General features: G+C 64.7%; 19 protein-coding genes. 11 read left to right on the top strand and 8 right to left on the bottom strand.

The window, feature by feature from the left end; translation table 11 throughout:
• Positions 1–267: 267 nt before the first annotated feature.
• From ACR9ZN_RS28695 to ACR9ZN_RS28655, 9 genes are all read left to right on the top strand, one after another.
• Positions 268–1,236 carry a substrate-binding domain-containing protein gene (locus tag ACR9ZN_RS28695; RefSeq protein WP_434955081.1) on the top strand — a complete coding sequence of 323 codons (969 nt, stop codon included), beginning with the start codon at positions 268–270 and terminating at the stop codon, positions 1,234–1,236.
• Positions 1,237–1,451: 215 nt separating this feature from the next.
• A complete protein-coding gene (locus ACR9ZN_RS28690) occupies positions 1,452–2,978 on the top strand; it encodes a sugar ABC transporter ATP-binding protein (protein ID WP_454812723.1) in 1,527 nt (508 codons plus the stop codon).
• A complete protein-coding gene (locus ACR9ZN_RS28685) occupies positions 2,975–3,964 on the top strand; it encodes an ABC transporter permease (RefSeq protein ID WP_149252057.1) in 990 nt (329 codons plus the stop codon). The genes ACR9ZN_RS28690 and ACR9ZN_RS28685 overlap by 4 nt, the downstream gene beginning before the upstream one ends.
• 139 nt (positions 3,965–4,103) lie before the next feature.
• Positions 4,104–5,252: a glycerol dehydrogenase gene (locus ACR9ZN_RS28680; RefSeq protein WP_454812720.1), complete on the top strand. Its 1,149-nt coding sequence runs from the start codon at positions 4,104–4,106 to the stop codon at positions 5,250–5,252.
• Positions 5,253–5,305: 53 nt separating this feature from the next.
• Positions 5,306–6,322 (top strand): galactitol-1-phosphate 5-dehydrogenase, encoded by a 1,017-nt coding sequence (locus tag ACR9ZN_RS28675; protein WP_481273791.1) that lies wholly within the window; start codon positions 5,306–5,308, stop codon positions 6,320–6,322.
• Positions 6,323–6,537: 215 nt separating this feature from the next.
• On the top strand, positions 6,538–8,055 hold the full coding sequence (locus ACR9ZN_RS28670; RefSeq protein ID WP_481273790.1) for an FGGY-family carbohydrate kinase: 1,518 nt from the start codon (positions 6,538–6,540) through the stop codon (positions 8,053–8,055).
• Positions 8,055–9,053 (top strand): sugar-binding transcriptional regulator, encoded by a 999-nt coding sequence (locus ACR9ZN_RS28665; RefSeq protein WP_434955076.1) that lies wholly within the window; start codon positions 8,055–8,057, stop codon positions 9,051–9,053. The genes ACR9ZN_RS28670 and ACR9ZN_RS28665 overlap by 1 nt, the downstream gene beginning before the upstream one ends.
• The gene (gene deoC / locus ACR9ZN_RS28660; RefSeq protein WP_434955075.1) at positions 9,046–10,122 is read left to right on the top strand and encodes a deoxyribose-phosphate aldolase; all 1,077 of its coding nucleotides are present in this window, start codon (positions 9,046–9,048) and stop codon (positions 10,120–10,122) included. Before ACR9ZN_RS28665 ends, deoC begins: the two co-directional genes overlap by 8 nt.
• A gap of 232 nt (positions 10,123–10,354) precedes the next feature.
• Complete coding sequence (locus ACR9ZN_RS28655) at positions 10,355–12,751, top strand: aldehyde dehydrogenase family protein (protein WP_481273789.1); 2,397 nt, start codon at positions 10,355–10,357, stop codon at positions 12,749–12,751.
• Between the two features lie 126 nt (positions 12,752–12,877).
• On the opposite strand, the gene ACR9ZN_RS28650 is transcribed toward ACR9ZN_RS28655, so the two are convergent.
• The 5 genes from ACR9ZN_RS28650 to ACR9ZN_RS28630 form a co-directional block, all read right to left on the bottom strand.
• Positions 12,878–15,982: an ABC transporter transmembrane domain-containing protein gene (locus ACR9ZN_RS28650; protein WP_481273788.1), complete on the bottom strand. Its 3,105-nt coding sequence runs from the start codon at positions 15,980–15,982 to the stop codon at positions 12,878–12,880.
• A gap of 256 nt (positions 15,983–16,238) precedes the next feature.
• Positions 16,239–17,024, bottom strand: coding sequence for a winged helix-turn-helix domain-containing protein (locus tag ACR9ZN_RS28645; protein WP_481273787.1), 786 nt, complete (start codon positions 17,022–17,024; stop codon positions 16,239–16,241).
• A 228-nt stretch (positions 17,025–17,252) separates the two neighbouring features.
• Complete coding sequence (locus tag ACR9ZN_RS28640; protein ID WP_434955071.1) at positions 17,253–18,335, bottom strand: helix-turn-helix transcriptional regulator; 1,083 nt, start codon at positions 18,333–18,335, stop codon at positions 17,253–17,255.
• Positions 18,336–18,418: 83 nt separating this feature from the next.
• Positions 18,419–18,883, bottom strand: coding sequence for a GNAT family N-acetyltransferase (locus ACR9ZN_RS28635; RefSeq protein WP_481273786.1), 465 nt, complete (start codon positions 18,881–18,883; stop codon positions 18,419–18,421).
• Between the two features lie 28 nt (positions 18,884–18,911).
• On the bottom strand, positions 18,912–19,829 hold the full coding sequence (locus tag ACR9ZN_RS28630; protein ID WP_434955069.1) for a LysR family transcriptional regulator: 918 nt from the start codon (positions 19,827–19,829) through the stop codon (positions 18,912–18,914).
• Positions 19,830–19,998: 169 nt separating this feature from the next.
• Between ACR9ZN_RS28630 and ACR9ZN_RS28625 the strand changes: the two genes are divergently transcribed.
• On the top strand, positions 19,999–20,943 hold the full coding sequence (locus tag ACR9ZN_RS28625) for a ring-cleaving dioxygenase (RefSeq protein ID WP_481273785.1): 945 nt from the start codon (positions 19,999–20,001) through the stop codon (positions 20,941–20,943).
• Between the two features lie 178 nt (positions 20,944–21,121).
• Positions 21,122–21,493, top strand: a complete 372-nt coding sequence (locus tag ACR9ZN_RS28620; protein ID WP_441771306.1) for a cupin domain-containing protein — start codon at positions 21,122–21,124, stop codon at positions 21,491–21,493.
• Positions 21,494–21,512: 19 nt separating this feature from the next.
• On the opposite strand, the gene ACR9ZN_RS28615 is transcribed toward ACR9ZN_RS28620, so the two are convergent.
• The 3 genes from ACR9ZN_RS28615 to ACR9ZN_RS28605 all read right to left on the bottom strand — a co-directional run bounded on the left by ACR9ZN_RS28615 (position 21,513) and on the right by ACR9ZN_RS28605 (position 24,545).
• On the bottom strand, positions 21,513–22,535 hold the full coding sequence (locus ACR9ZN_RS28615; RefSeq protein WP_454812704.1) for a hypothetical protein: 1,023 nt from the start codon (positions 22,533–22,535) through the stop codon (positions 21,513–21,515).
• A gap of 125 nt (positions 22,536–22,660) precedes the next feature.
• Positions 22,661–22,990, bottom strand: a complete 330-nt coding sequence (locus ACR9ZN_RS28610; RefSeq protein ID WP_454812702.1) for a GNAT family N-acetyltransferase — start codon at positions 22,988–22,990, stop codon at positions 22,661–22,663.
• Entirely contained in the window at positions 22,983–24,545 is a 1,563-nt protein-coding gene (locus ACR9ZN_RS28605) for a VOC family protein (RefSeq protein ID WP_481273784.1), read from the bottom strand. Before ACR9ZN_RS28605 ends, ACR9ZN_RS28610 begins: the two co-directional genes overlap by 8 nt.
• Positions 24,546–24,548: the final 3 nt, after the last annotated feature.

Below are 24,548 nucleotides of genomic sequence, written 5' to 3'. Positions count from 1 at the left end.
CCAACCTTTCTTTTGATTGCGGCGCTCTTGGAAGCTCGCCATTCTGTAGCATCACTACATTTTTATCAGCACCCCGACAACCCTCGGCGCACTATTTTAACTCATTTTAAGCTAATTTAGACAATATTGCGTTGCAATATTTCACGTATGTGATTTTGTTTCAATTTTTTAAAATTTGGATCGCTTGACCCCTGTCAAAAAATGTACTTATGCTACAGAACAGGGCCAGGAAAAACGCCCTGACGGACGACGTGGAGGAGAGAGCCAATGAAGAAAACCCTTTTGGGCGGCAGCCTGGCCGCAGCACTGCTGGCCGGCACGATGGGCATGGCGAGCGCCGCCGACTGCAAGATCGGCGTGGCGATGTACACGCTGAGCGCCCCCTATTTCGCCGCCCAGCAGGCCGCCGCCATCGATCAGGGCAAGAAGGCCGGTTGTGAGGTCACCACCTCCGATGGCCAGAACGACATGGGCAAGCAGATCTCCGACGTCGAGGACATGGTCGCCAAGGGCGTCAACCTCCTGATTCTCAACCCGCGCGATCCGGAAGGCCTCGTCGGGGCAGCCAATGCCGCCACCGCGGCTGGCGTGAAGGTGGTGGTGATGGATTCCTCGATCAACACCAAGGCCAAGATCGTCACCCAGGTGCGCTCCTCCAACGACCAGAACGGCTTCCTCGTCGGCCAGTGGCTGGCCAAGAAGATGCAGGGCAAGCCCGTCAAGATCATCCTGCTCTCCGGCTCCCAGGGCAATGAAGTGGGCCGCGACCGCCGCCTCGGCGTCTTCCGCGGCCTTGTAGAAGGCCAGCTCGTCAATGACGGCAAAGCCAGCTTCGAGGTGCTCGGCCAGGGCTGGGGCAATTGGGCGACCGAGGACGGCCTCAAGGCCGCCGAGGACCTGCTGCAGGCCCATCCTGACGTCACCGTGCTGCTCGCAGAGAACGATTCGATGGCGCTGGGCGGCATGAAGGCGCTGCAGGCCGCCGGCAAGACCGACGTGCTGGTGCTCGCCGCCGCCGATGGCCAGAAGGAAGCGCTCGCTCTCATCAAGGACGGCAAATATGGCGCGACCGGCCTCAACGATCCGGATCTGGTGGCGCGTACCGCTGTCGATATCGGCCTGAAGGCGCTCAAGGGCGAGCTCTCCCCCGACACGCCCAAGCTCGAACTCACCACGCCGGCGGTGATCACGCAGGAGAACGTCGACAAGTTCTACAAGAAGGACGCGGTGTTCTAAGCGGCGGCTTCGGCGTCATGCGCCTTCTCCCTTTGGGGGAGAAGGTGCCCCGAAGGGGCGGATGAGGGGTCTCGTACCCCATCCGAAACAACTTCAGGGACAAGCACCAAGAACAGAGAGGTTTCGTCAACCCCTCATCCGGCGCTTCGCGCCACCTTCTCCCACACGGGGAGAAGGCAATAGTCGCCCTGCGATATCCAAACCAGCGAGGCATCATGTCCGAACTCGCCAGGCTCACCGCCATCACCAAGTCCTTCGGCGGCGTACATGCCCTCAAGGGCGTCGACTTCGACGTCCAGAGTGGCGAGGTTCATGCCTTGCTCGGCGAGAACGGCGCCGGCAAGTCGACGCTGATGCGTGTGCTGGGCGGCGAACTGCACCCCAGCAGTGGTGAGGTGACGGTCGCCGGACGTCACGTCGACTTCCGCGATCCGCGCCTGGCCAGGGCACTCGGCATTGCCGTGATCCATCAGGAATTGGCCCTTGCCCCCGATTTGTCGGTGGCGGAGAACATCTTCCTGGGCGAACTGCCCGGGGTCTTCGCGGGGCCGGGGCTGAGAAAGCGCGCCGGCGAATTGATCAAGCGGCTCGGCTTCGACATCGATCCCGGCGAGCGCGTCGGCAATCTCGCCGTCGCCCATCAGCAGGTGGTCGAGATCGCCAAGGCGCTGTCGCGCGAGGTCAAGATCATTATTTTCGACGAGCCGACCGCCGTGCTGTCGGATCGGGATGCCGAGCGCCTGCACAAGGTCATCGCCGATCTGCGCAGCCATGGCGTCGGTGTCGTCTATATCTCCCATCGCCTCGAGGAGGTGATGCGGATCTCCGATCGCATGACGGTGATGAAGGACGGCCAGCTCGTCGGCACCGTCGCCGCCAAGGACGTGACCATCGACGACATCATCCGGATGATGGTCGGCCGGCCGCTCTCCGCCCTCTTTCCCGAGAAGGGGGAGCGCAGGATCGGCGAGGAAGTGATCAGCGTGTCCGCGCTCCATGCCGGCCGCAAGGTCCGCAATGTCAGCCTCGCTGTGCGCGCCGGCGAGATCGTCGGCCTCGGCGGCCTGGTCGGCTCCGGACGTACCGAGGTCGCCCGCCTGATCTTCGGTGCCGACAGGCCCGATAGCGGCGCCATCAAGTTCAAAGGCAAGCCGGTGCATTTCCGCTCGCCGCGCGACGCCGTCGCGGCGGGCGTCGGGCTGGTCCCTGAGGATCGCAAGCATCAGGGCGTCATCCTCGACAAGCCCATCCGGGTGAACGCCACCATGGCTCGGATGTCGTCGGTCACTACTGCGCTCGGCTTCCTGCGCCGGGGCCTGGAACGGCGCACCGTTGGCGAACTCGGCCAGAGCCTGCGCCTCAAGGCCGCCAGCGTCGACGCGCCCGTATCGAGCCTGTCGGGCGGCAACCAGCAGAAGGTGGTGCTGGCTAAGTGGTTCCATGCCGACGGCGATCTCATCATCCTCGACGAGCCGACCCGTGGCGTCGACGTCGGCGCGAAGACCGAGATCTACACGCTCGTCAACCGCCTGGCGGAAGCCGGCAAGGCCGTCCTGGTAATCTCTTCCGAACATCAGGAGCTCTTCGGCTTGTGCGACCGCGTGCTGGTGATGCGCGAGGGCGAGATCCGCGGCGAACTCAGCCCGGGCGATTACAGCGAGGAAAACCTGCTTTCCCTGGCCATGAGCGAAGGCGGGCAACCCGGCAAAGCAATTCAAGCGGCGAATGGTATAGGACAATGACAGCTCTCAGCGAGAACCGCGGCGACGGCAAGCGCGGCTATGATCTCGGCGCCCTGGTGCAGCGTTTCGCGACCCTCGGCATCTTCCTGGTCCTGGTCATCGTCGCCTCCGTGTGGACCGACAGCTTCCTGACCAAGAACAACATCCTGAACGTGCTCCGCCAGGTCGCCTCCGGCGCTGGCATCATGTCGGTTGGCATGCTTTTCGTCATCCTCACCCGCGGCATCGACCTTTCGGTCGGTTCGGTGCTGGCGCTGGGCTGCGTGCTCACCGCCTATTTCATCGCCAAGCTCGGCTATGGCGTCGGCGTCAGCATCGCGCTGGTGATCTTGTGCGGCGCCGCCTGCGGCCTCGCCGTCGGCTTCTTCGTCGCCTATATGCGCCTGCCCTCCTTCGTGATGTCGCTGGCCATGATGGCGATCGCCCGCTCGCTCTCCTTCATGATTTCGGAAGGGCGGCCGATCTCGATCGGTGACGGCGGCCAGGCCCTGGCCGATTTCGGTGCCGGCTACTGGCTCGGCATACCCCAGCCCGTCATCCTGATGTTCGCGGTGTTCATCGTCGGCGGCATCGTGCTCTCCTTCACGCGCTTCGGCCGCATCATCACCGCCATCGGCTCCAACGAGGAAGCGGTGCGGCTGTCCGGCATTGCGGTGCCGCGCTATGTCCTGGCCGTCTATGTGATCTCCGGGGCGCTGGCCGGCCTCGCCGGCGTGATTTCCGCCAGCCGCACCACCATCGGCTCGGCCCAGGTCGGCGTCGGCATGGAGCTCAACGTCATCGCAGCCGTGGTGATCGGCGGCGCCAGCCTGATGGGCGGGCGCGGCGACGTGGTCAACACGCTGCTGGGCACGCTGGTGATGGGCATCATCGCCAACATCATGAACCTCGCCGGGGTGCCCGGCTACAGCCAGCAGCTCTATACCGGCCTGATCATCGTGGTCGCGATGCTGCTGCAATACGCAACCGGCACTCTGAAGCGATAGACGACAACCCAACGCGCTGCCGACTCCGTTGACAGCGCGTATTTTTCTGTCTAAATTTTCACATAAATGATCTTATTTCACAAATGTGAATATTGATCATTCATCGCCACCAGGCGATGCGACACAGGGAATTCTTCCAATGGCTGAACCTCGCGGGTGGCACAGCGCACAGGGCCGGGCCTTCGGTGGTCCGCTCAAATACATCCAGCGGGCCGGCGAAATCGGCCGCCTCGCCGATCATTTGCGCCCTCTCGGCAAGCAGGCCTTCCTGCTCGTCGACGGCTTCGTCTTCGAAAAGCTCGGCGCCTCCATCCTCGCCTCGCTCGAAGGCAGCGGCCTCGGCCTCACCATGGAGAAATTCAACGGCGAATGCTGCCGCGAGGAGATCGACCGGGTGACATCCCTGGTCTCCCAGGCCAAGGCGGATATCGTCGTCGGCATCGGCGGCGGCAAAACCGCCGACACCGCCAAGCTGGCCGCGATCGCCAACGATGCCCGCATCGCCATCGTGCCTACCATCGCCTCCACGGACGCACCGACCAGCGCCATCGCGGTGACCTACACGCCGCAGGGTGTGTTCAAGGAATCCTTCATGCTGCCACGCAATCCGGACGTGGTGGTGGTTGACAGCGCCCTGATCGCCAAGGCCCCCGCCCGCTTCCTGGTGGCCGGCATCGGCGATGCCCTCTCCACCTGGTTCGAAGCCCGCTCCAACCTGGAATCGCGCTCCGACAACTTCATCGCCGGCGGCTATCCGGCCCCGCTGGCTGGCATTGCCATCGCCAAGGCCTGCCATGAAGTGCTGATGCGCGATGCGCTGGCAGCCAAGCTCGCGGTCGAGAAGGGCGCGCTGACGCCAGCCGTCGAGAACATCATCGAGGCCAATACGCTGCTCAGCGGCCTGGGTTTTGAGAATTGCGCTGTTTCCGCCGCCCACGGCATCCATGACGGCCTGACGGCTCTGGAGGAAAGCCATGGCTTTTTCCACGGCGAGAAGGTCGCCTTCGGCGTGCTCTGCCTCCTGATGCTGGAAGGGCGTCCGCTCGCCGAGATCGAAGAAACCGCCCGCTTCTGCAAAGCGGTGGGCCTGCCGACCACCCTTGCCGACCTCAGGCTCGGCAAGGCCACAGCCGCCGACATCGAGCGCGTCGCCAAGGCGGCCCTCAAGGAGGGGTCGATCACCTGGCGGGTCGCGGTGCCCTTGTCGGTGGAAATCGTCCGCGATGCCATCATCGCCCTGGACGCCTTCACTTCCTCACTCTTCGGCGCGGAGCGGCAGGCCGTTTGACGGCCCCTGCTCCCCCTTCCCCAACACCTCCTCCATATTCAAGGACTTTGACCATGCGCGCAGCCGTCATGTATTCGCCAGGTGACATCCGCCTCGAGGACGTTCCCAAGCCGGTCGCGGCAACCGGAGAGGTGCTATTGCGTGTTGCGGCTGTCGGGGTATGCGGCTCGGACCTTCCTCGCATGCTGACCAAGGGCGCCCATCGCATGCCGATCATCTGCGGGCATGAATTCTCGGGCCATATTTCGGAGATCGGGTCGGGCGTGACCGGTTTCGAGAAGGACGAACTCGTCGGCGTCGCCCCGCTCATCCCCTGCCGGGTCTGCGATCAATGCGCGACCGGCAATTTCTCGCGCTGCCGCAACTATGACTATTTCGGCAGCCGGCGCGACGGCGCCTATACCGAATTCGTCTCGGTGCCGGTGGGCAATCTGCTCAAGGCCCCGGCGGATGCCGATCCCCGCGCCATCGCCATGACCGACCCGGCCTCGATCGCCCTCCACGCCGTCTGGAAGGCCCCGCCCACCGTTGGTCAACGCGGCGGCGTCATCGGCTGCGGCCCGATCGGGCTGTTCGCCATCCAGTGGATGAAACTGATGGGCTGCACGGAAGTCGTCGCCGTCGACGTCTCCGAGCAGAAGCTCGAACAGGCGCGCGAGGCCGGTGCGACCCACACCCAGCTGATCACCGATCCGCTGCCGGCTGGGCTGAACTGCGACCTCATCGTCGAGGCCGCCGGCCATCCCTCCTCGATCAACTTCGCCGCCAAGCTGGCCGGCCCCGGCGGTCATGTCGTGTTCATCGGCATCCCTGTCGGCGAGGTCGCGCTGGAGAACCAGACCTTCCAGCACTTCCTGCGCCAGGAAGTGTCGCTGCACGGAGCCTGGAACTCCTTCGGCGCCCCGTTCCCCGGAAAGCAGTGGACGGTGTCGCTCGAGGCTCTCGCCACCGGCAAGCTCAAATGGGAGTTCATGATCACCCATGAACTCACGCTCGAGGAACTGCCCGGCATGTTCGAGAGCTTCAAGCGCAAGAACGAGTTCTTCTCCAAGGTGATGTTCAGGCCGTAAACTGTAAAATCGACACAAAAGCACGTCGATCCTTACCATCCCCTGGAGGGGGAGGGTCGGCCTGAAAGGCCGGGGTGGGGTGAAAGAGCACCGGCTTTGATAATCTGGCGGTAGTTTCGACTAGAGAGTCACCCCACCCCGACACTGCGTGTCGACCCTCCCCCTCCAGGGGAGGGTGAAGCGGACAAGATGTCCGCGCTCCCGGAGAACCACTCATGCCACGTCTTCTCGGCCTGGATTTCGGCACCGGAGGCATCAGGGTCGGCGTGTTCGACCTTGAAAGCCGTGCGATGCTTGGTGAGCGGGAGGTCCAGTACCCCACCCGCCACCCGCATCCGGGCTGGGCGGAGCAGTCGCCGATCGACTGGTGGGACGCGCTCGGACAGGCCAGCCGCGGCCTGATGCGCGACCTCGGCTCGCCTCATATCGATGGCGTCTGCGCCGCCACCACGGCCTCGACCGTGGTCGCCTGCAAACGGGATGGCACGCCCCTGCGCCCCTCCCTCCTGTGGATGGACTGCCGGGCTGCCGAAGAAGCGGCCCGGACCGCGCTCTCGCAGCACCCCGTGCTGGCCTATGCCGGCGGCGGCGATGCGGCCGAATGGCTGGTGCCCAAGGCGATGTGGCTCTCGCGCCACGAGCCGGACGTCTATGCCGGGGCCGACATCATCTGCGAGTGCCTCGACTACATCAATTTCAAGCTGACGGGCCTGTGGGTCGGCTCGCGCATGAACGCGACCTGCAAATGGAACTACGATTCCGTCACCCGCCGCTTCCCTGACGAGCTCTACGCCGAATTCGGCATTCCCGACCTCGCCACCAAACTGCCAGATGATATCAAGGCAGTGGGCGCACCGATCGCGCCGGTCAGCGCCGCGGCGGCCGAGCATCTCGGCCTCGTTAACAGACCCATGCTGGCCCAGGGCGGCATCGATGCGCATACCGGCATCGCAGGCGCAGGCACGCTGCGGCCGGGCGAACATCTGCTGATCGGCGGCACCTCGATCGTCCATCTCTTCCAGCTCGCGGCGCAGGCACCGGTCACCGGCTTCTGGGGGCCATATCCCCATGCCCTGGTCGATGATTATTGGCTGGTGGAAGCGGGCCAGGTTTCTGCCGGCTCCGTGATGTCCTGGTATGCGCGCGATATGTTCGGGCTCGACCAGCAGGAGCGCGCTGCCCTGGTGCAGGAAGCGAGCGCGTTGCCGGTCGGCGGCACCGGTCTGCTCACACTCGATTATTTCATGGGCAACCGGACGCCCTATCGCGATCCCCTGCTGCGCGGCGCCGTACTCGGCCTGTCGCTCAGCCATTCCAGGGCGGACCTCTATCGCTCCGCCGTCGAAGCGGTGGCGCTGGGTTCGGCAAACGTGTTCCGCCGCATCCAGGAACTCGGCATTGCCTGCAACCGCATCGTCTCTTCGGGCGGCTATGCCAAGAACCCGCTGTGGCTGCGGGCCACGGTCGACGCCATGGGCATGCCCGTCGAACTCCTCAGCCAAACCAATCTCACCCTTGTCGGCACGGCCGCCTGCGCCGCTACCGGCGCCGGCCTGTTTGGCGACCTCTTTGCCGCGGCGGATGCGGTGGCCCAGCCGGTTACGCTGGTCGAGCCCGACCTCGCCGCCCATGCCCGCTATGGTGAATTGCTGCAGGATTATCTTGAAGCGACCGAGCTTCTTGCGCCACTCTCGCGCAAGCTGGCATCAAGACAGCTTGAGGGATCGCGTTGATGAGTGTCGGCAATCTCGACCATGACGTCCAGTTCAGGACGATGTCCGGCGAGCAGCGCGAACTCCTGATGATCCAGGTCGCCAAGCGCTATTATGAGCTCGACATGACCATGGGCGACCTTGCCAAGGAGCTCAACCTCACGCGCTGGCAGGCCAGCCGCCTGCTGACCGAGGCGCGCGAGGCCGGCATCGTGCGCATCGAGATCGTGCCGCGGGCGCCGCGCTCTCCTGACATCGAGTCCAGGCTGCAGCGCCGCTGGAACCTGAAGGAAGCCGTCGTCGTCCCCAACAATGGCGAGGAGGACGAGGGCCTCCTGCTCGATGCCGTGGCGCAGGCTGCCGCACGCATGCTCGCCGGCCTCGGCAAGGTGCCGCTGATCGGCGTCTCCTGGGGCCGCACCATGAGCGCGGTTGCGCACCGCCTGCCGCCCTTCTGGAACGAGGGCGTGGAAGTGGTGCTGCTCAATGGGGCCATGAACATCCGATCGCCCTCTATCCGCACCAACAACACCGCCGAACTCTTCGCCCGCTCGGCCAATGGTACGGCGACCTTGCTGCCGGTGCCGGCCATTCTGGGCCATGCCGCCACCCGCGTGGCGCTGGAACAGGATCCCACTATCGCCAGCGTGCTGGAGCTTGCCCGCAAAGCGCCGGTGATCTGCTTCGGCATGGGCACGATCAGCCCCGATTCCGTGCTGGTGCAATCGGGCTTCGTCACCGAAGCGGAAACGGCGGCCCTCAAGGCGAAAGGCGCCGTCGGCGATATTCTCAGCCGCTATGTCGATGCCCATGGCAATATCGTGGACGCGGACATCGATGCCCGAACCATCGGCCTGGATCTGCGTTTTTGTCGGGAGCGGAAATTCTCGATCGGCGTCGCCGCCGGCAAGTCGAAACAAGCCATAACCCTTGCCTGCCTCAGGGCCGGCTATCTCAACGTGCTCGTCACCGACGAGCAGACAGCACGCTTCCTCCTGGATGAAACCCACCATGGATAAGACCGATAAAGGCACGCCGGCTGCCTCCAAGAAGCCGGGCCAAGTCTCCTCTGCTCAAGCCGCTCCGGCCCTTAGCGTGGTGCCCACCGGCTCCGCCCTGATCGTATCAGGCCAGGGTGCCCATGCCCGCAATCCCGGCACGGCCCTCAAGCCCGAATGGTTCGAGGCGATCGAGGTCAATCTCAGCGCCACCGAACGCCGGGCCGCGACCCTCGGCGGGCGCCGCACGGTGAAGAAGGAATACCAGGCCGCCTGGCTGGTAAAGGCGGTGCAATGCATCGACCTCACCACCCTGGCGGGCGACGACACGCCCGGCCGCGTGCATCGCCTCGCCCTGAAGGCGCGCCGCCCCATACGCGAGGATATCGTTACAGCCCTCGGCCTCGCCGATGCCCCGCCCACGGTGGGCGCCGTCTGCGTCTATCCCACCATGGTCGGCCCCGCCGTCAAGGCGCTCGCCGGCTCCGGCATTCCCGTCGCCTCGGTGGCGACGGGCTTTCCCGCCGGCCTCACCCCGCTGCCGCAGCGCCTTGCCGAAATCCGCTATGCCGTCGACCAGGGCGCCCAGGAGATCGACATCGTCATCAACCGCGCCCAGGTGCTGACGCAAGACTGGAACGCCCTCTATGATGAGATCCGCGCCATGCGCGAGGCCTGCGGCGAGGCCCATCTCAAGGCCATTCTCGCCACCGGCGACCTCAAGACGCTGCGCAATGTCTACAAGGCCAGCATGGTCGCGATGATGGCGGGCTCCGACTTCATCAAGACCTCCACCGGCAAGGAGGACGTCAATGCTACCCTCCCCGTCAGCCTCACCATGCTCCGTGCCCTGCGCGACTATGGCGAGTTCACCGGCGAGGCGGTGGGCTTCAAGCCGGCCGGCGGCCTCAGGACGGCCAAGGACGCCCTGGCCTGGCTCGCTTTGATGAAGGAAGAGCTCGGCCGCCCCTGGCTGGAACCCAATCTTTTCCGCATCGGAGCCTCATCGATGCTCGCCGACATCGAGCGCCAGCTCGAGCATTTCGTGACCGGGCGCTATTCGGCGCTGACTCACCACGCTCTGGCATAGGAAACGCAACGCGAGAACCTTCTCCACGAAGTGGGGAAGGTGGCCCGACGAAGTCGGGTCGGATGGGGTGCGGCCCGCTAGTGGCACCCTCTTCGGACTGAAAGCGCTAGCGGCCCACACCCCATCCGTCATTGCTTGGCAATGACACCTTCCCCACTTCGTGGAGAAGGCCAGGCGCACCTCCCTCCGCTAGGGAAAAGGCACGCCGAAACCTATGCCCAGGAGGCCCCCGATGCCCACCGTCAAGGAAATTCTGCAAACCATGGACTATGGTCCTGCCCCAGAAGCCGACAATCACGTCACGGCCTGGCTCGCGAGCCATGAAAAGGGCTTCAAGCACTTCATCGGCGGAGCCTTTGTCGCCTCCAAAGGCAAGGAAACCTTCGAGGTTGTGAACCCCGCCCGCGATACCCTGCTCGCCAAGGTCGCCGCCGGTACATCCGAGGATGTCGATGCCGCCGTCAAGGCCGCGCGGAAGGCTTTCCCCGCCTGGTCGGCGCTGCCTGGCCATGAGCGCGCCCGCTATCTCTATGCCATCGCCCGCCACATCCAGAAGCGCGAGCGTTTCCTCTCGGTGCTGGAGACGCTGGACAATGGCAAGCCGATCCGCGAGAGCCGCGACATCGACATTCCCCTGGTCGCCCGGCATTTCTATCACCATGCCGGTTGGGCCGAACTGGTCGAGACCGAATTCGCCGGCTACGGCCCCGTCGGGGTTTGCGGGCAGATCATTCCCTGGAACTTCCCGCTGCTGATGCTGGCCTGGAAGATCGCGCCGGCGCTCGCGGCCGGCAACACGGTGGTGCTCAAGCCCGCCGAGTTCACCCCGCTGACGGCACTCGCCTTCGCCGAGATCTGCCGCGAAGCCGGGCTGCCGGATGGCGTGGTCAACATCGTCACCGGCGATGGCGCCACGGGTGCGGCCCTCGTCGCTCATCCCGATGTCGACAAGATCGCCTTCACCGGCTCCACCGAGGTCGGCCGGCTCATCCGCCAGGCCACGGCGGGCTCGGGCAAGAAGCTTTCGCTCGAACTCGGCGGCAAGTCGCCCTTCATTGTCTATGAGGATGCCGATCTCGACGGCGCCGTGGAAGGCGTGGTCGATGCCATCTGGTTCAACCAGGGCCAGGTCTGCTGTGCCGGTTCGCGCCTGCTGATCCAGGAAGGCATCGCCGAACGCTTTCTCGGCAAGCTGCGCCGCCGCATGGAGACGCTGCGCATCGGCGATCCCCTCGACAAGTCGGTCGACATGGGAGCCATCGTCGCACCGGTGCAGCTCCAGCGCATCCAGGACCTCGTCAAGAAGGGCGAGCAGGAGGGCGGCACGCTCTGGCAGGCCGATTGCGCCCTGCCGGCCAAGGGCAGCTTCTTCCCGCCCTCGATATTCGTCGATGTGGAACCATCCTCCACGGTCTCGGAGGTCGAGATTTTCGGCCCGGTTGCCGTGGCGATGACCTTCCGCACGCCCGACGAAGCCATCCAGCTTGCCAACCACACGCGCTATGGCCTCGCCGCCTCGATCTGGTCGGAGAACATCAATCGCGCCCTCGATACCGCCGCCCGTATGAAGGCCGGCGTGGTCTGGGTCAACTCGACCAATCTGTTCGACGCCGCTGCCGGCTTCGGCGGCTATCGCGAGAGCGGCTTCGGCCGCGAGGGCGGCCGTGAAGGCCTCTATGAATATCTCAAGCCCGACTGGGAGAAATCCCTGCCCGCGGCCGAGGACAACAAGGCTGGCGCCCTTGGTGTCACGCCAGCCGAGGCGCCTGCAGGTACCGCCCTGCCCAGCATCGACCGCACCGCCAAGCTGTTCGTGGGCGGGAAGCAGGCCCGCCCTGATTCCGGCTACAGCTATACGGTCAAGAGCACGGCCGGCGCTACGCTCGGCCAGGCCGGCCTCGGCAATCGCAAGGACATCCGCAATGCGGTAGAGGCGGCGACCAAGGCAAGCGGCTGGGGCGCCGCCACGGCGCATAACCGCGCGCAGGTGCTCTACTACATCGCCGAGAACCTGTCGGCCCGTGCCGCCGAGTTCGAGCAGCGCCTGGTAAGCTACGGCCACAGCTCCAAGGCGGCCAAGGCGGAAGTCGAGAAGGCGATCCGGCGCATCTTCTACTACGCCGCCCAGGCCGACAAATATGATGGCCGCGTGCATTCTACCCGTTCGCGCAACGTGACGCTGGCGATGAACGAGCCCTTCGGCGTGGTCGGCATTCTCTGCCCGGATGAGGCGCCGCTGCTCGGATTCGTCTCGCTGGTGCTGCCGGCGATCGCCATGGGCAACCGCGTCGTCGCGGTGCCGTCGCCGGCCTTCCCGCTGGCAGCGACCGACTTCTACCAGATCCTGGAGACCTCGGACGTACCAGCTGGCGTTGTTAACATCGTCACCGGCGCGCGCGACGAACTCGCCAAGACCCTGGCCGAGCACGACGACGTCGACGCCCTCTGGTATCACGGCTCCAAGAGCGGCGCCGCCTCTGCCGAGAAGGCCTCGGCCGGCAACCTCAAGGCGACCTGGACCAATCAGGGCCGGCCCCTCGACTGGCTCAAGGACGCGCAGGCCCAGGGCGCCGACTATCTGCGCCATGCCACCCAGGTGAAGAACATCTGGGTGCCCTACGGCGAGTAAGGCCCGCACTTCCTTTGGAGCGCGGACTTCCAGTTCGCCTTTGCCATCCTGCAAGCGCGGCATTTCCAAAAGCGGACATCGCGACATGTCTTCATGTCGCTGAGAAGTCCGCGCTCCAAGAAAGCCTCACGGCTGATCGGCGGCAACCTCGCCGGGCTGTTTGGGTCGATACTGGCCCTTGGTGATCACCTCCTCACCGACCTCGACCAGATGGTGCCCGACGGTGCGCAACAGATGCAGGGCGACGGTGATGTCGCTCTCGACGATATCCAGGAATTCGCGCGTGCCGATGCGCAGGCCCGTCAGATCGGCTATCGCGATCATCGACACCATGCGCGTCTGGCCGAGGATGACGGCGAGGTCGCCAATCAGGCGTCCCGGCAGGATGGTGTCGATCAACTCCTCCTCACCCACCACATTGATCCAGCGCAGCTCGGCACTGCCGGAGGCGACGACATAGGCGCCATCGGGCACCTCCCCGGTTCGGAAGACATAGTCGCCGGCTTTGGTCGACATCCAGCGTGAGGCATAGGCGAGCAGCTCGATCTGGCTACGCTTCAGGCCGCGGAAGCTCTCCACGGCCGAGAGCACCTCGACCTTGGCCTGCAGATCGCCCGACATCGAAGCGTGATAGGCTGGGACCGGTGGGCGGCTCGCCCCATTGATCGGGCGGCCATCGCGGATGGTAACCACCAGATCGAAATCCTCGCTCTGAGCGATCTGTGGCTCCAGCACGATGATGGTGCTCTCGGGCAGCAAGCCCCGCAGCCTGAGCCGGATGGCGCGGCGGTCCGCCTCGGAGGCACTCGCCATGGCATGATCGAGCAAGACGAGATCGGGCCGGCGGATCAGGGCCCGGCCGAGGCCGATGCGCTCGCGCACCGCCGGCGAGAGATTGGTGCCGGCGATCGCGGTGCGCACGTCGCCCACCAGCAGACGCAAGGCGCCGGCCAGCCCTTGTGCCTCCACCACCTCCATCAGCACATGATGAATCTGCCGGCGGGTCGCCTCCGACGGCGCCACGGACAGGCCGAACACCAGGTTTTCCAGCACGGTCAGGTCATAATTATAGGCTCCGGCCTCAATCGGCGAGAAGGTCCCGCCCGCCAGCTCCCTCAGACGCGCGCCGTGGCGGGCGCGCGCCGCCAGGATGGCCGCAGCAAGCTCGGCAGGAAAATCGGTACCCAGATCACTCGGCGCGATGTTGAAGAGCAACGACAGCAGCGTGCCATGCTCGGCGACGCTCATGCCGGCGACATCATGGGTCTGCTCCTTGGACGCGACCGACCTCAAGCGTTCGAACAGCTCGGGGCCGATGGTGGTGAAGCGGCGCAGCAGCGGATGCCGCGGCCCGACTTCGCCGAAGGCCCTGACCAACGTCGAAGCGAGATCGATCGAGAAGGCCAGGAGCTGTTCGGCGATGTCGAGTCCCGCGATGTCAGCCAGGAGAGCTTCACCCGGATGGCTTGATTCAGTCTCGCTGTGATGGTGCACGGCGTAGAGCAGATTCTCACCGATGGTCAGGCCGGGATTGATGGCACCGGGGTCGAAACGGTCGATCTGCTCGGCCAGCCCTTCGGCCTGGAGGCGCAGCGTCACCTCTTCCCGCAGGGCGCGGACGCGGCCAGCGAGATCGTCATGCTGGCCCGCGACAAGATAGCCGTCGAGGGCGCGATCGAGCAGCATTTCCGAACGGCCGATCACCTCGATGACATCGAGCCACCAGGCATCGACCTCGCTGTCGTTCTTGAAACCGACGAGCCCGCCATCCCTCCAGGAAACATCGAGGCGATCGGTACTGTTGGCGGTCTCCGTCGCTTCGACCAGGGCCTTGGCCGCTTCGCCCGACGGTTCGCCGGAAGACTCCGGCTCTAGATAAAGCGGCAGCCGGGTATTCTGAGCGATGGTGCCGCGAAACAGATAGGGCGTGCTGTTGGCGACGCCGATACGCGCGGCCAGCATAGTCGGGCTGGCGCCGGCGAGATCGAGGCCGGATATGGTCACCTGCCCAGCGCTGGGCATCGAAGCACCAGAGAGCAGATCGCACAGGGCCCGTCGCACCAGCATGTCCGCGCTCTGAATGGCAACGAGCGACCCGCCGGGTATGACAAGATCGACCTGGTCGAGCAGAGGCACGCCGCCAAGGCCCGGCATGGTGACGTCGCGCAAATGGATCGCCCCGTTCAGGCGGGGGACGTCGGCATCCGCCACCACGGGAGCCAGCGCCTCCGGCACTTCGAACTGCTCCAGCAGGCTGTCATAGCGCGAGGACGCCTCCTGGGCCTGGTTCCAGTAGGTCAGCAATTCGCGCCAGGGATCGGCAATGTCGCGGGACGCGGAGAGCGCCGCGATCAGGGCGCCGACGCTGAGTTGGCCATGGATGACCAGATAGCCGCCGATCAGGAAGAACAGGAAGGGGGTGAACTGGGTGATCGAATTGTTGACGAACTTGATCAGGAATTTACGCTCGAAAATGAGCAACCGGATCGTATAGAGCTCACCCAGCTGATTGCTGAATTCGGCAAGCCGGTAGCGCAAACCGCCATTCTGGCGCAGATCGGCGACGCCGGCGACGCTTTCCCCAATGCGCTCCGACAGGGCGCGCACCCTGCCGACGCGCTGATGATGAAGCCTGTTCACATAGCGCTGCATACGTGGGATCAGGTAGGCCTGGACCGGGATGAGGCCGATACCGGCAACGCCGAGCCAGACATTCTGGAGAAAAAGGAAGGCGACGATGGTCAGGATCTGGCCGAACTGGAACACCGGCTGGGCGAAGGCATCGCCCATCACTCCGCTCAACGGCTCCGCCTCGGCGGTGACCATCGAAACGACCTCTCCCTGCGAGACAGTATCGAAGCGCTGCAGGGGAAAGCGCAGCACCTGGGCGATCAGCTTGTAGCGCAGCCGCCGGATCATGCGTTCGCCGATGACGCCTCTGTAGATGCTGAGCTGCATCTTGATGACGCCATTGGCCAAGGTGCAGATCAGGAAGGCAACGCACAGCACCACGAGGAGCGTGGTCTGATCGAGATGAAGACCCAGGCGGTTGAGCGGCGTGGCGTGCCCCTGAAGCGCCCCGTTCAGGATGTATTTGGGCAGCTCCAGCGATAGATATAGGACCGGAAAGGAGGCCACGGTCGCGGCAAGCAACAAAAGCTGATGCCGCCTGCTATGGCGCCAGACGAAGGAAAATAGTCCGGATTTGTCCGGATCGCCATTGTTGGACAAAAGCCGCCTCCCGCCCGTTGCGAGATCCCCACATCTTCATGTGTGACTACAACCCACAATAGCAAGCCGCCGGCAGGCGAAAAGCGCTTCGATGTACGTATTGTCGAGCGATGAAGGCCTGTTTCCATAGCGTTTTGCGATTTGACGGTTTCACCTGGAATCGCAAAGGCGCCCAAGCCGATCCGTCGGATTGGCTTGGAAACAAGGAGGCGGAGCAAACCAGCGTTCAGTCATGACCGCGCTTTGCTCAAGGCCATCACCACATATGCAGGGACGTCGTGCCCTGCGCCGTACCGCACCAGGAGGCCGTCTCGATATTGAAGATGAGCGCGCTGACGACCTGCCTGGCGACGTTCTGGTGGAAGGCCATGACGCTCTCGGCCTTGATGAAGAAGGATTGCGTCAGCAGGCGATGGCCCGATCGGGCATCGGACAGGGTCACGATGACATTGAGGTGGGGCACGCCGGCCACGACCTGCCCTTCGACCAGATAGTCGATACCGGCGACCGATCTGGACGATGTCTTGCGCCGCGCCGGCGGCTGCACCAGGATCACGCGCGAATTGGCGATCGCCCCCCTGATTTCCTGCACGATGGTGTCGAAGGCAGGCTTCATCGCGCCATCCACCCCACGCAGGCTGAATGGCATCACCGCGACTTTGGCCTCCGCCGCACCACCATCGAAGTCAACGTCGTCGGGCGCCTGCTCCAGTGCCTCCGGCGAATCGGTGAGGCCGCCGGTCGGCGTGTACATGTAGCCCCGGCCCGGTACGGTATGGATGATGCGATGCCGCTCGTCTCCGACACTCTGCCGCGCATCGCGAATGCAGCGCAGCAGGGCTGCTTCCGTGACCACCGCGCGCGGCCAGACCGCCGCGAACAATTCGTCCTTGCGGACGACCCTCCCGGCATTGCGGGCAAGGTAGCTCAGCAATTTGAAGGTTCTGGAACGCACCGGCACGCGAGCACCGGCCTTGCGCAATGTACCTCGGCTGAGATCCAGAACGGATTCGCCGAGCCTGTATGTCAGCTCCTGATCCATGTCTCTACTCTCTCGGCAGTGGGTCCGGGCGGGGTTTGCCCCTGCTCCATCTGATCTGGTGCCGCCGAGAAAGCGCAGGAGGATTTGCAGGAAGCCTCCGACTGTCTCAGCCGCAGGTCCAGTTTCGCTATTATTGCGAATGAAACATCACCAAAACAGATGAGAGAAAGCCGGTTTTGCCACGACCACGACGCCCTTCGAGCGATTGAAGGGAAGATCCAGCCGGCTTCACGCCATGCGCGGCAGCGGCGCCAGCCCGGCGAGCAGGGCGACCACCTCTGCCTGGCGCCTGCAACCGGTCTTCTCCAGCACACCGCGCACCTGGGTGCGCACCGTATTCGACGTTACCCCGCTATGCTGGGCAATGTCCTCCACGCTGTCGCCCGTGGCGAGGCTGCGGGCGACACGGGCCTCCGCCGGCGTGAGATCGAAAAGGGACTGCACCAGTTCCACCGGCGGTGCCTGCGGCGCCGTCACCGGCGTCAGGATCAGGGTCGCCGCGCTGCTCACGAAAATATCGCGCGCGCTCAGGCGGATCGGCACGATATGGGCAACCATGGCCTCAGGTTCACCCCGTACCGGGAAGGAGCGTACGCTCGCGCCATGCGGCTGATCGATGGTGATGATGGCATCGCGCAGGAGCTTGTCAGCCGCCTTGTCGACGAAGGAGACGCCATCGAAGGCGCGCCAATGCACGAAATCGCCGAGATCCTCGATCAGGTCGTTGGCGGCCAGCACCTTGCCCAGCCGGTCGAGCACCAGCGCCGGTAGACCGAGCGCGGCCAGGGTCTGGCTGGCGACGCGGGCGCGCTCGAGCTGCAGGCGGGCGGTCATCAGCGCACTGCGGGCAAGGTGGGGGCGCAGCGTGTCGAAACGATCGACGAGGGCGCGCTCGGCCGGCCCCTGGGCGAGCCAGCGCGTGAACAAGAGCAGCAGCATTTCCCGGGTCGGCAATTCCACCGTGGTCACGATCATCGAGCCGATGCCGGAGGGGCGCCAGAAATCCCGATAGAGCGGCTCCTGCTCGAGCTCGATCTCCGTCATGATGTCCCGCTCGGTGATGAAGCCCGCTCGCGAGGACGCCAGCACCCGGTTCAGCCCATGGCCGCGCTGCGCGAAACCGCCGGCCAGCGCCGCCTTGGCCCGCTCCCGGGCGCCGGACGACGCCGTGAGCATGGTGGCGTCCTTGCCGAAGACATAGAGGCTGCCGCCAGCGCCCGACGTCATGTCCGAAAGCGCGTCCAGCGTGCCCGGCCATTGCTCCGGCACGAAGGCACATTCGTAGATCCGATCGACCAGTTGCTGATCCATGACGGCTTCCTCGCGAAAGCAACGCTGCATTATTCCAGATCACGTCGCTTTTTCACAAAGGAAATAAGGCCTTCGGTGTCTCATCAGTCGAGTTTCAACTCGAAAAACACCTGATCGCGTAAGAATATACCATCAATCAGCATCCCCTCGGGGTAGCCGGTCTCCGGCCGGAAGGCATCCGGCACGATTCGGGTCATGCGAAAACCCCGGCGCTGATAGAAGCGCAGATTGGCAATATCGGCCGTTGCCGTCGAGACGACCAGCGAGTGCGCGCAGCGTTCCCGGCAGAAGGCGATGGCCGCCTCGACCAGTTCTCGCCCGATACCCACGCCCCGATGCTCGGCCAGCACCGCCAAACTCTTGAGCTCGAGCACGCCGGGCTCGTCGGTGGCGAGGATCTGGGCATGGCCGATGATGGCCTCCCCCTGGCGGGCTACCAGCACATCGCCCAGTCCGATATAGGAGGCGACCTGAACGGGTGAATCATCGGCCAGAGCGAACAGCGCCAGCAAGGCCTCGCGCGGCTCCTCATATCGTTCTATCGGCATCGACACATCCGCAGGCAGGGATCGGGCATCACACGGGTCCGCGCAGCCAGTCCGGGACCTCGCCGAAACCTTCGACCAGGTGATCGACAATGGCCCGCAGCTTGCGCGGCATCGGCTTGACCGGCGGCCAGACCGCGGCGATCGGCAGGGGCAGCGGCGGATGGTCGGGCAGCAGGGCAACCAGCCGGCCATCGGCCAGTGCCTCATGGGCGATGAACATCGGCAGCAGGGCCAGTCCCAGGCCGGCAATCGCCATGTCCCGCATCACCTCGCCATTATTGGCGGCGATGCGCCCGCGCATCGGGACGCTGACGACACCGCCAGAGCCATCGGCCAACTGCCAGACCTGGGTGGCCTGCAGGTTGCGATAGCCGATCGCGGGATGATCGGGCAGGCCGGCAAGATCCTTCGGTGTCCCTCGCCGTTCCAGATAGTCGGGGCTGGCACACACCACCCGCGGATCGTCGCACAATTTGCGGGCGATCAGGCCGGAATCCGACATCTGGCCGATGCGCACGGCGAGGTCGAAGCCGCCGCGCACCAGATCGACGAAGCGATCCTCGTAATCGACCACCAGTTCCAGATCGGGGTGGCGCAGGGCGAAGGCTGCCAGCAACGGGCTGAGATGGCGAATGCCGAAACTCATCGGCGCCGAGATGGCGAGCGAACCGCGCAGGCCCGACATGCCCCAGGCCACGCTCTCGACCGCATTGGTCATCTCGGCCAGAGCCGGCCGCAGCCTCACGGCCAGTTCGGCCGCCGTCTCATTGGGCAGGATGCGCCCGGCATGGCGCTGGAACAGCGGCGCGCCCAAGGCCAGCTCCAGATCGGTGATGCGCTTGCTGACCACCGATTTCGACAGGTTCGCCCGCGCCGCCGCGCCGGAGACCGTGCCGGCCTCCATCACATCCAGGAAGGTCTTGATCTCGTCGATGGTCCATTTCATGGCGAGCGTCCAAATCGGTGGGCCGGTCCCACCTCTGCCTACCCCGTCAGCCCTGCCTTTCCAAGCCCAGCCGTTCGAAATTTTCGAACGCAGCGTGTGCAATGATCACGCTACACGGCACAACCGTTCGCGGCGATATTACGGTCAACGCAACACATAGGAGGCTGCCATGCAGCTCACCGGCATTCATCATCTCACCGCAATCACCGCGAACGCCCCAGGCAACAAGCGCTTCTACACCGATACGCTCGGCCTGAGGCTGGTCAAGAAGACCGTCAACCAGGACGACACCAGCGCCTATCACCTGTTCTACGCCGACGGCGAGGCCACGCCCGGCAGCGACCTCACCTTCTTCGACTGGCCGGTAGCGCCAGAGCGCCGCGGTACCCATTCGATCAGCCGCACGGGCCTGCGTGTGTCCGGCGAGGATAGCCTGAACTACTGGGCCGCCCGTCTCAAGGATTTGGGCGCTACCGCCGGTGACGTCGGCCTGATCGACGGCCGCGCCGGCCTCGAATTCGAGGATCCGGAGGGCCAGCGTTTCCGCCTGGTGGACGATGGCGGCAACGGTACGCTGCACCCCTGGAGCCGCAGCCCCGTGCCGTCGGAACACCAGATCCGGGGCCTTGGTCCGATCACCATCTCGGTGCCGAAGAAGGAGCCCACCGATGCCATACTCACCCGCGTGCTCAACATGAAGGAGGAGCGCGACTACGCTTCGCCCGACGGCGAGGGCCGGGTGCATGTCTACCGCATGGGCGAAGGCGGTGCGGCCGCCGAGTTGCATGTCGCGGTGCAGCCAGGGCTCGGCACTGCCCGGCAGGGTGCCGGCGCCGTGCATCAGGTCGCCTTCCGCACCCCCGACGTGGCGGGGATCCATGCCTGGACCGAACGGCTCGGCCAGTTCGGCATTCCGAGCTCGGGCGAAGTGGAACGCTACTACTTCCGCTCGCTCTATTTCCGCGAGCCCGGCGGCAATCTCTTCGAGATCGCCACCGATGGCCCCGGTTTCGCCGTCGACGAGCCGCTGGAGACCCTCGGCGAACGCCTGTCGCTGCCGCCCTTCCTCGAAGGCCGCCGCGCCACCATCGAAGCCGGCCTGCAGCCTCTGTAGAAGTACCAGGACGGCGACAATCAGCAAACCTACAGCTGGCGCCGGGGCATGCCCTGGCGCTGGTTTTTTGCTGAGGACAGGCCTCGAAGCCACGCCACAACGGAAACGCACAATCGTTCAAGATCGCGGCCGCTGAAGGCCCCATAGATTGCGCCATTCGAGAATGGAGCAAAGCAGCATGGAAACGACACCCAAAGCGATCAACTTCGCCGAGAAAATCTCAAGGATCAGCGATCTCTGGCAGCCTCGCGTCATCGCCGAAATGAACGACTATCAGTTCAAGCTGGTGCGCATCGAGGGTGATTTCATCTGGCACGATCATCCCGAGACGGACGAGACATTCATCGTCCTCAGCGGCCGCCTGCGCATCGATTTTCGCCATGGCGCCGTTGTCATCGGCCCTGGCGAGATGGCCGTGGTGCCCAAGGGGCTGGAGCACAAGCCCTATGCGGAAAGCGAGGTCCATCTCCTGCTGATCGAACCACGCGGCACCCTCAACACCGGCCATAAAGGCGGCGAGCGCACCGCCCAAAACGACGTCTGGGCCTGAGATCGCAGCGCACTCTGCCTCAACTCTCGACCACCACGTCAAGCAACTCGCCACCGAGAGAAAACTTGGCTGCAAACAATTCGTTGTCGTTACGGGCCGGCAGGATCGCATAGTCGAGGGTCAGCGCCGCGCCGCCGCTTTTCTCGGGCGAAAGCGAAAAGCATCCGCGCTTGAGAACGAGCGCCGCGGCAAAGGCCTGTGGAGAGACGGCACCAGGATCCGTTGCATCGGGAAAGATCTGATCGAGAGCCCGGCGCAGGGTCGGGGTACCATATGTGAAACGCTCCTCCAGCCATTCCAAGCGCATTGCCTCGGGAAAGCCCAACCGCACGCCGGCATCCAGCCTGTCCAATTTCTCGACCAGGGGTACGAACGGATCCAGATGCTCCGGCTCGAAGGCAGCCATGGTTTTCTTGGTCATGAAGAGATTGAGCGGAATCTTGCGCCCCGCAACGGTCGACGTTGTCAGGCGCGAAAAATCCGACAGCTTGCGTCGCCCGAAATAGGGATGGCGATATCCCGCCTCCCACCGTGATGGTGCGATTGAATCCGGCAGGTCGCGCATCGCCTGTTCGACCTGGTACTCGATCCCCGAGAAATTTCCGGCCACATCGAAGAGAGCGGCAAAAACCGGCGGCCACCAGGTGACGCCGGCAAACTCCCAGGCAGCTTGGTCAAGCGCGCGATATTGCAAGGCGAAGGGCCGCTGATCATAGGGGTAAGGCGTGAGCGAGGATGGAAGCAATTCATCGCCGCCGCCCATCATGGCGCAGATGAGTTCGAATGCCCCCACGGAGGGTGGCCAGGAACGAAAATGATCGCGAACGCGCCGGTCATTCTCTTCCAGATTGCGGCAGAAGGCTTCGAAGGCCGGCAGGCGCGGTAAGAGCGCCTCGTAATGCTCACGCGTCGGATGGCACATATACCCCGCCCTGTAGGCGACGTCGGAGCGATTGTCAGACGGATGGAAGATGAGATCCCACCCGTCCGCCGTGACCTGTCGGAAATAGGCGTGCGTAGCGATTGTCTCGGGAGACTGCATGACGACCTCGAGGTTCGATCCCCGCACGGTGCCGCAACTGTGCTCGGGAGGCAATCAGGCCAGATCCGATCGCCCCAGCTTGAGCAGTTCCGTTAGATCTTTCGCCAAGAAGAGAAGCCGTGGAGCTACGCCGTCGCCGGCGGATCCTCACCCGGCGCCAGCGTCATCACGTCGGCCCAGTCGGGATGCTTGCGGTATTGCGCCCGCACATAGGGGCAGAGCGGCAGGATGCGAAATCCGTCCCTGCGGGCATCCTCCACCATGTAAGCCACCAGCGCGGCGGCAGCACCGGTGCCGCGCATCGTCTCGGGCGCGCCGGTGTGGTCGGCACTGATCAGGGCGGGATCGCGCCTGGTGAAGACGATCTCTGCCTCCCCTTCCACGCCGTCGATGCGCGCGACATAGCGCCCGCGCGGCTCGGCAAGCTCTTCGCGATGAATATCGATGTCAGCCATTCCGGCCTCCCTCACTGCTTTCTTCATACCAATGACGCGCCGCCGACAGATCGGCGGATGACAATTCGTGGCCGGCATCGACGCTGCGGGCGGCGACGTCAGCGCCCCGATCCCGCAGCCAGGCCTCGAGCCGGGACGCCTCCTGTCCGAAGGGATCGCGTGCCCCGGTCAACATCAGGGCCGATGTCCCGGCAAGATCGGCATCTGGCAAGGTCTCGAGCACCGGCATCGCCCGCAGGAAAATGGCGCGCCTGACGATGCCGGGATGCAATCCCATCACGGCGGCGATGAAGTTCGCGCCGTTTGAATAGCCCAGAAAGGTCAGACGGGTGGGGTCGAGTCCATAGCCTGCCACGGCCCCGTCGACGAAAGCCGCGAAGGCCTTCGCCTCGAAGGCGATATCGGCCTGATCGAACTTCGTCATCCCCATGCGCCGGAACCAACGCAGCACGCCTTCCTCATGGCTCCGCCCACGCACGCCGAGCAAGGTCGCATGGGGTGCGATCTGCCGAGCGAGCGGCATCAAATCGGCCTCGTTCCCGCCGGTGCCGTGCAACAGGACCAGGGTGCTGCCGTCGGGCTGGTCCGGCGTATGGAAGCGATGCACGAAGGGCAGATCCCGGCGCGGCAGGCGCGGCTCTCCTGGCAGGGAGAATTGCGGCAGCATCGCCTTCAGGTCGTCCGCCCGCTCGGCATCGCCCGGCGGCACGAACAGGCGTTCGCCAAGATGATCGGCCGCCTCGTCGATGGCAAAACCTGGGCCATCCGTCGCCACTTCGATCAATGTGCCGCCCGGCTCGCGCACATAGAGCGAGGTGAAGTAGTTGCGATCGTGGAAATTGGTCGGCGACGAATTGAGACGCGACAGCGCAGCCTCATGCTTGCGCACCTCGGCTACATCCGCCGCGCGAAAGGCGACATGATCGGCCGTGCCGGTGCCGGGAATGCCGGGCACATAGCCGGAGGCATCCCGGATATCGACAGCATCCGTATCCGACAGCATACGCTGGAGATTGCCCTCGCGCGGCCCGGGCCGATAGCCGAACCGCGCGATGAAGGCCGCCGTTTCCTCTGGCTGGTCGGTCAGCAGGGTCACGGCGCGCAAGCGCCTTGGCGCGATCGCTTCATTGCCCCAGGGCGTGGCCGCCGGTAGGTCGGCGCCGACGAGCTTGACGATGACGCCGTCGGGATCCTTGAGCCGTAGCACGGATTCGCCGAATTCCTGCGATGGCCCCGTCATCGGCACGCCATGGCTCAGGGCCCGCGTCATCCAATCGCCGATGCTCGCCGAAGGCACGGCAAAGGCGATCTCGGAAACCTGGCCATTGCCGACACGGCCCGGGGCACCGTCCTCCCAAACGAGGAAGGTGACGATGGAGCCGGGCGAGCCGAGACGATCGCCATAGAAGAGATGGAGCTGCTGGGCATCTTCGTAACCACCCGTGCGCTTGATCAGGCGCAAGCCGAGGAAGCCGACATAGAAGTCGACATTCGCCTGCACGTTGCGCGTCATCAAGGTGACGTGATGGATACCGTTCGCGGCAATTGCCGTCATGAG

It is taken from the genome of Labrys sp. HAY1-8F, from assembly GCF_056754975.1.
The sequence above is the reverse complement of the archived record's forward strand: the minus strand, read 5'-3'. Positions and strand labels throughout refer to the sequence as shown.

What these genes read in the sequence shown, in the direction of transcription:
- ACR9ZN_RS28695 (WP_434955081.1), top strand. Translation starts at nt 268, where the DNA reads ATGAAGAAAACCCTTTTGGGCGGCAGCCTGGCCGCAGCACTGCTGGCC.
- ACR9ZN_RS28685 (WP_149252057.1), top strand. Translation starts at nt 2,975, where the DNA reads ATGACAGCTCTCAGCGAGAACCGCGGCGACGGCAAGCGCGGCTATGAT.
- ACR9ZN_RS28615 (WP_454812704.1), bottom strand. Translation starts at nt 22,535, where the DNA reads ATGCAGTCTCCCGAGACAATCGCTACGCACGCCTATTTCCGACAGGTC.
- deoC (WP_434955075.1), top strand. Translation starts at nt 9,046, where the DNA reads ATGGATAAGACCGATAAAGGCACGCCGGCTGCCTCCAAGAAGCCGGGC.
- ACR9ZN_RS28620 (WP_441771306.1), top strand. Translation starts at nt 21,122, where the DNA reads ATGGAAACGACACCCAAAGCGATCAACTTCGCCGAGAAAATCTCAAGG.
- ACR9ZN_RS28680 (WP_454812720.1), top strand. Translation starts at nt 4,104, where the DNA reads ATGGCTGAACCTCGCGGGTGGCACAGCGCACAGGGCCGGGCCTTCGGT.
- ACR9ZN_RS28665 (WP_434955076.1), top strand. Translation starts at nt 8,055, where the DNA reads ATGAGTGTCGGCAATCTCGACCATGACGTCCAGTTCAGGACGATGTCC.
- ACR9ZN_RS28690 (WP_454812723.1), top strand. Translation starts at nt 1,452, where the DNA reads ATGTCCGAACTCGCCAGGCTCACCGCCATCACCAAGTCCTTCGGCGGC.
- ACR9ZN_RS28645 (WP_481273787.1), bottom strand. Translation starts at nt 17,024, where the DNA reads ATGGATCAGGAGCTGACATACAGGCTCGGCGAATCCGTTCTGGATCTC.
- ACR9ZN_RS28625 (WP_481273785.1), top strand. Translation starts at nt 19,999, where the DNA reads ATGCAGCTCACCGGCATTCATCATCTCACCGCAATCACCGCGAACGCC.
- ACR9ZN_RS28640 (WP_434955071.1), bottom strand. Translation starts at nt 18,335, where the DNA reads ATGGATCAGCAACTGGTCGATCGGATCTACGAATGTGCCTTCGTGCCG.
- ACR9ZN_RS28675 (WP_481273791.1), top strand. Translation starts at nt 5,306, where the DNA reads ATGCGCGCAGCCGTCATGTATTCGCCAGGTGACATCCGCCTCGAGGAC.
- ACR9ZN_RS28605 (WP_481273784.1), bottom strand. Translation starts at nt 24,545, where the DNA reads ATGACGGCAATTGCCGCGAACGGTATCCATCACGTCACCTTGATGACG.
- ACR9ZN_RS28635 (WP_481273786.1), bottom strand. Translation starts at nt 18,883, where the DNA reads ATGCCGATAGAACGATATGAGGAGCCGCGCGAGGCCTTGCTGGCGCTG.
- ACR9ZN_RS28610 (WP_454812702.1), bottom strand. Translation starts at nt 22,990, where the DNA reads ATGGCTGACATCGATATTCATCGCGAAGAGCTTGCCGAGCCGCGCGGG.
- ACR9ZN_RS28670 (WP_481273790.1), top strand. Translation starts at nt 6,538, where the DNA reads ATGCCACGTCTTCTCGGCCTGGATTTCGGCACCGGAGGCATCAGGGTC.
- ACR9ZN_RS28630 (WP_434955069.1), bottom strand. Translation starts at nt 19,829, where the DNA reads ATGAAATGGACCATCGACGAGATCAAGACCTTCCTGGATGTGATGGAG.
- ACR9ZN_RS28655 (WP_481273789.1), top strand. Translation starts at nt 10,355, where the DNA reads ATGCCCACCGTCAAGGAAATTCTGCAAACCATGGACTATGGTCCTGCC.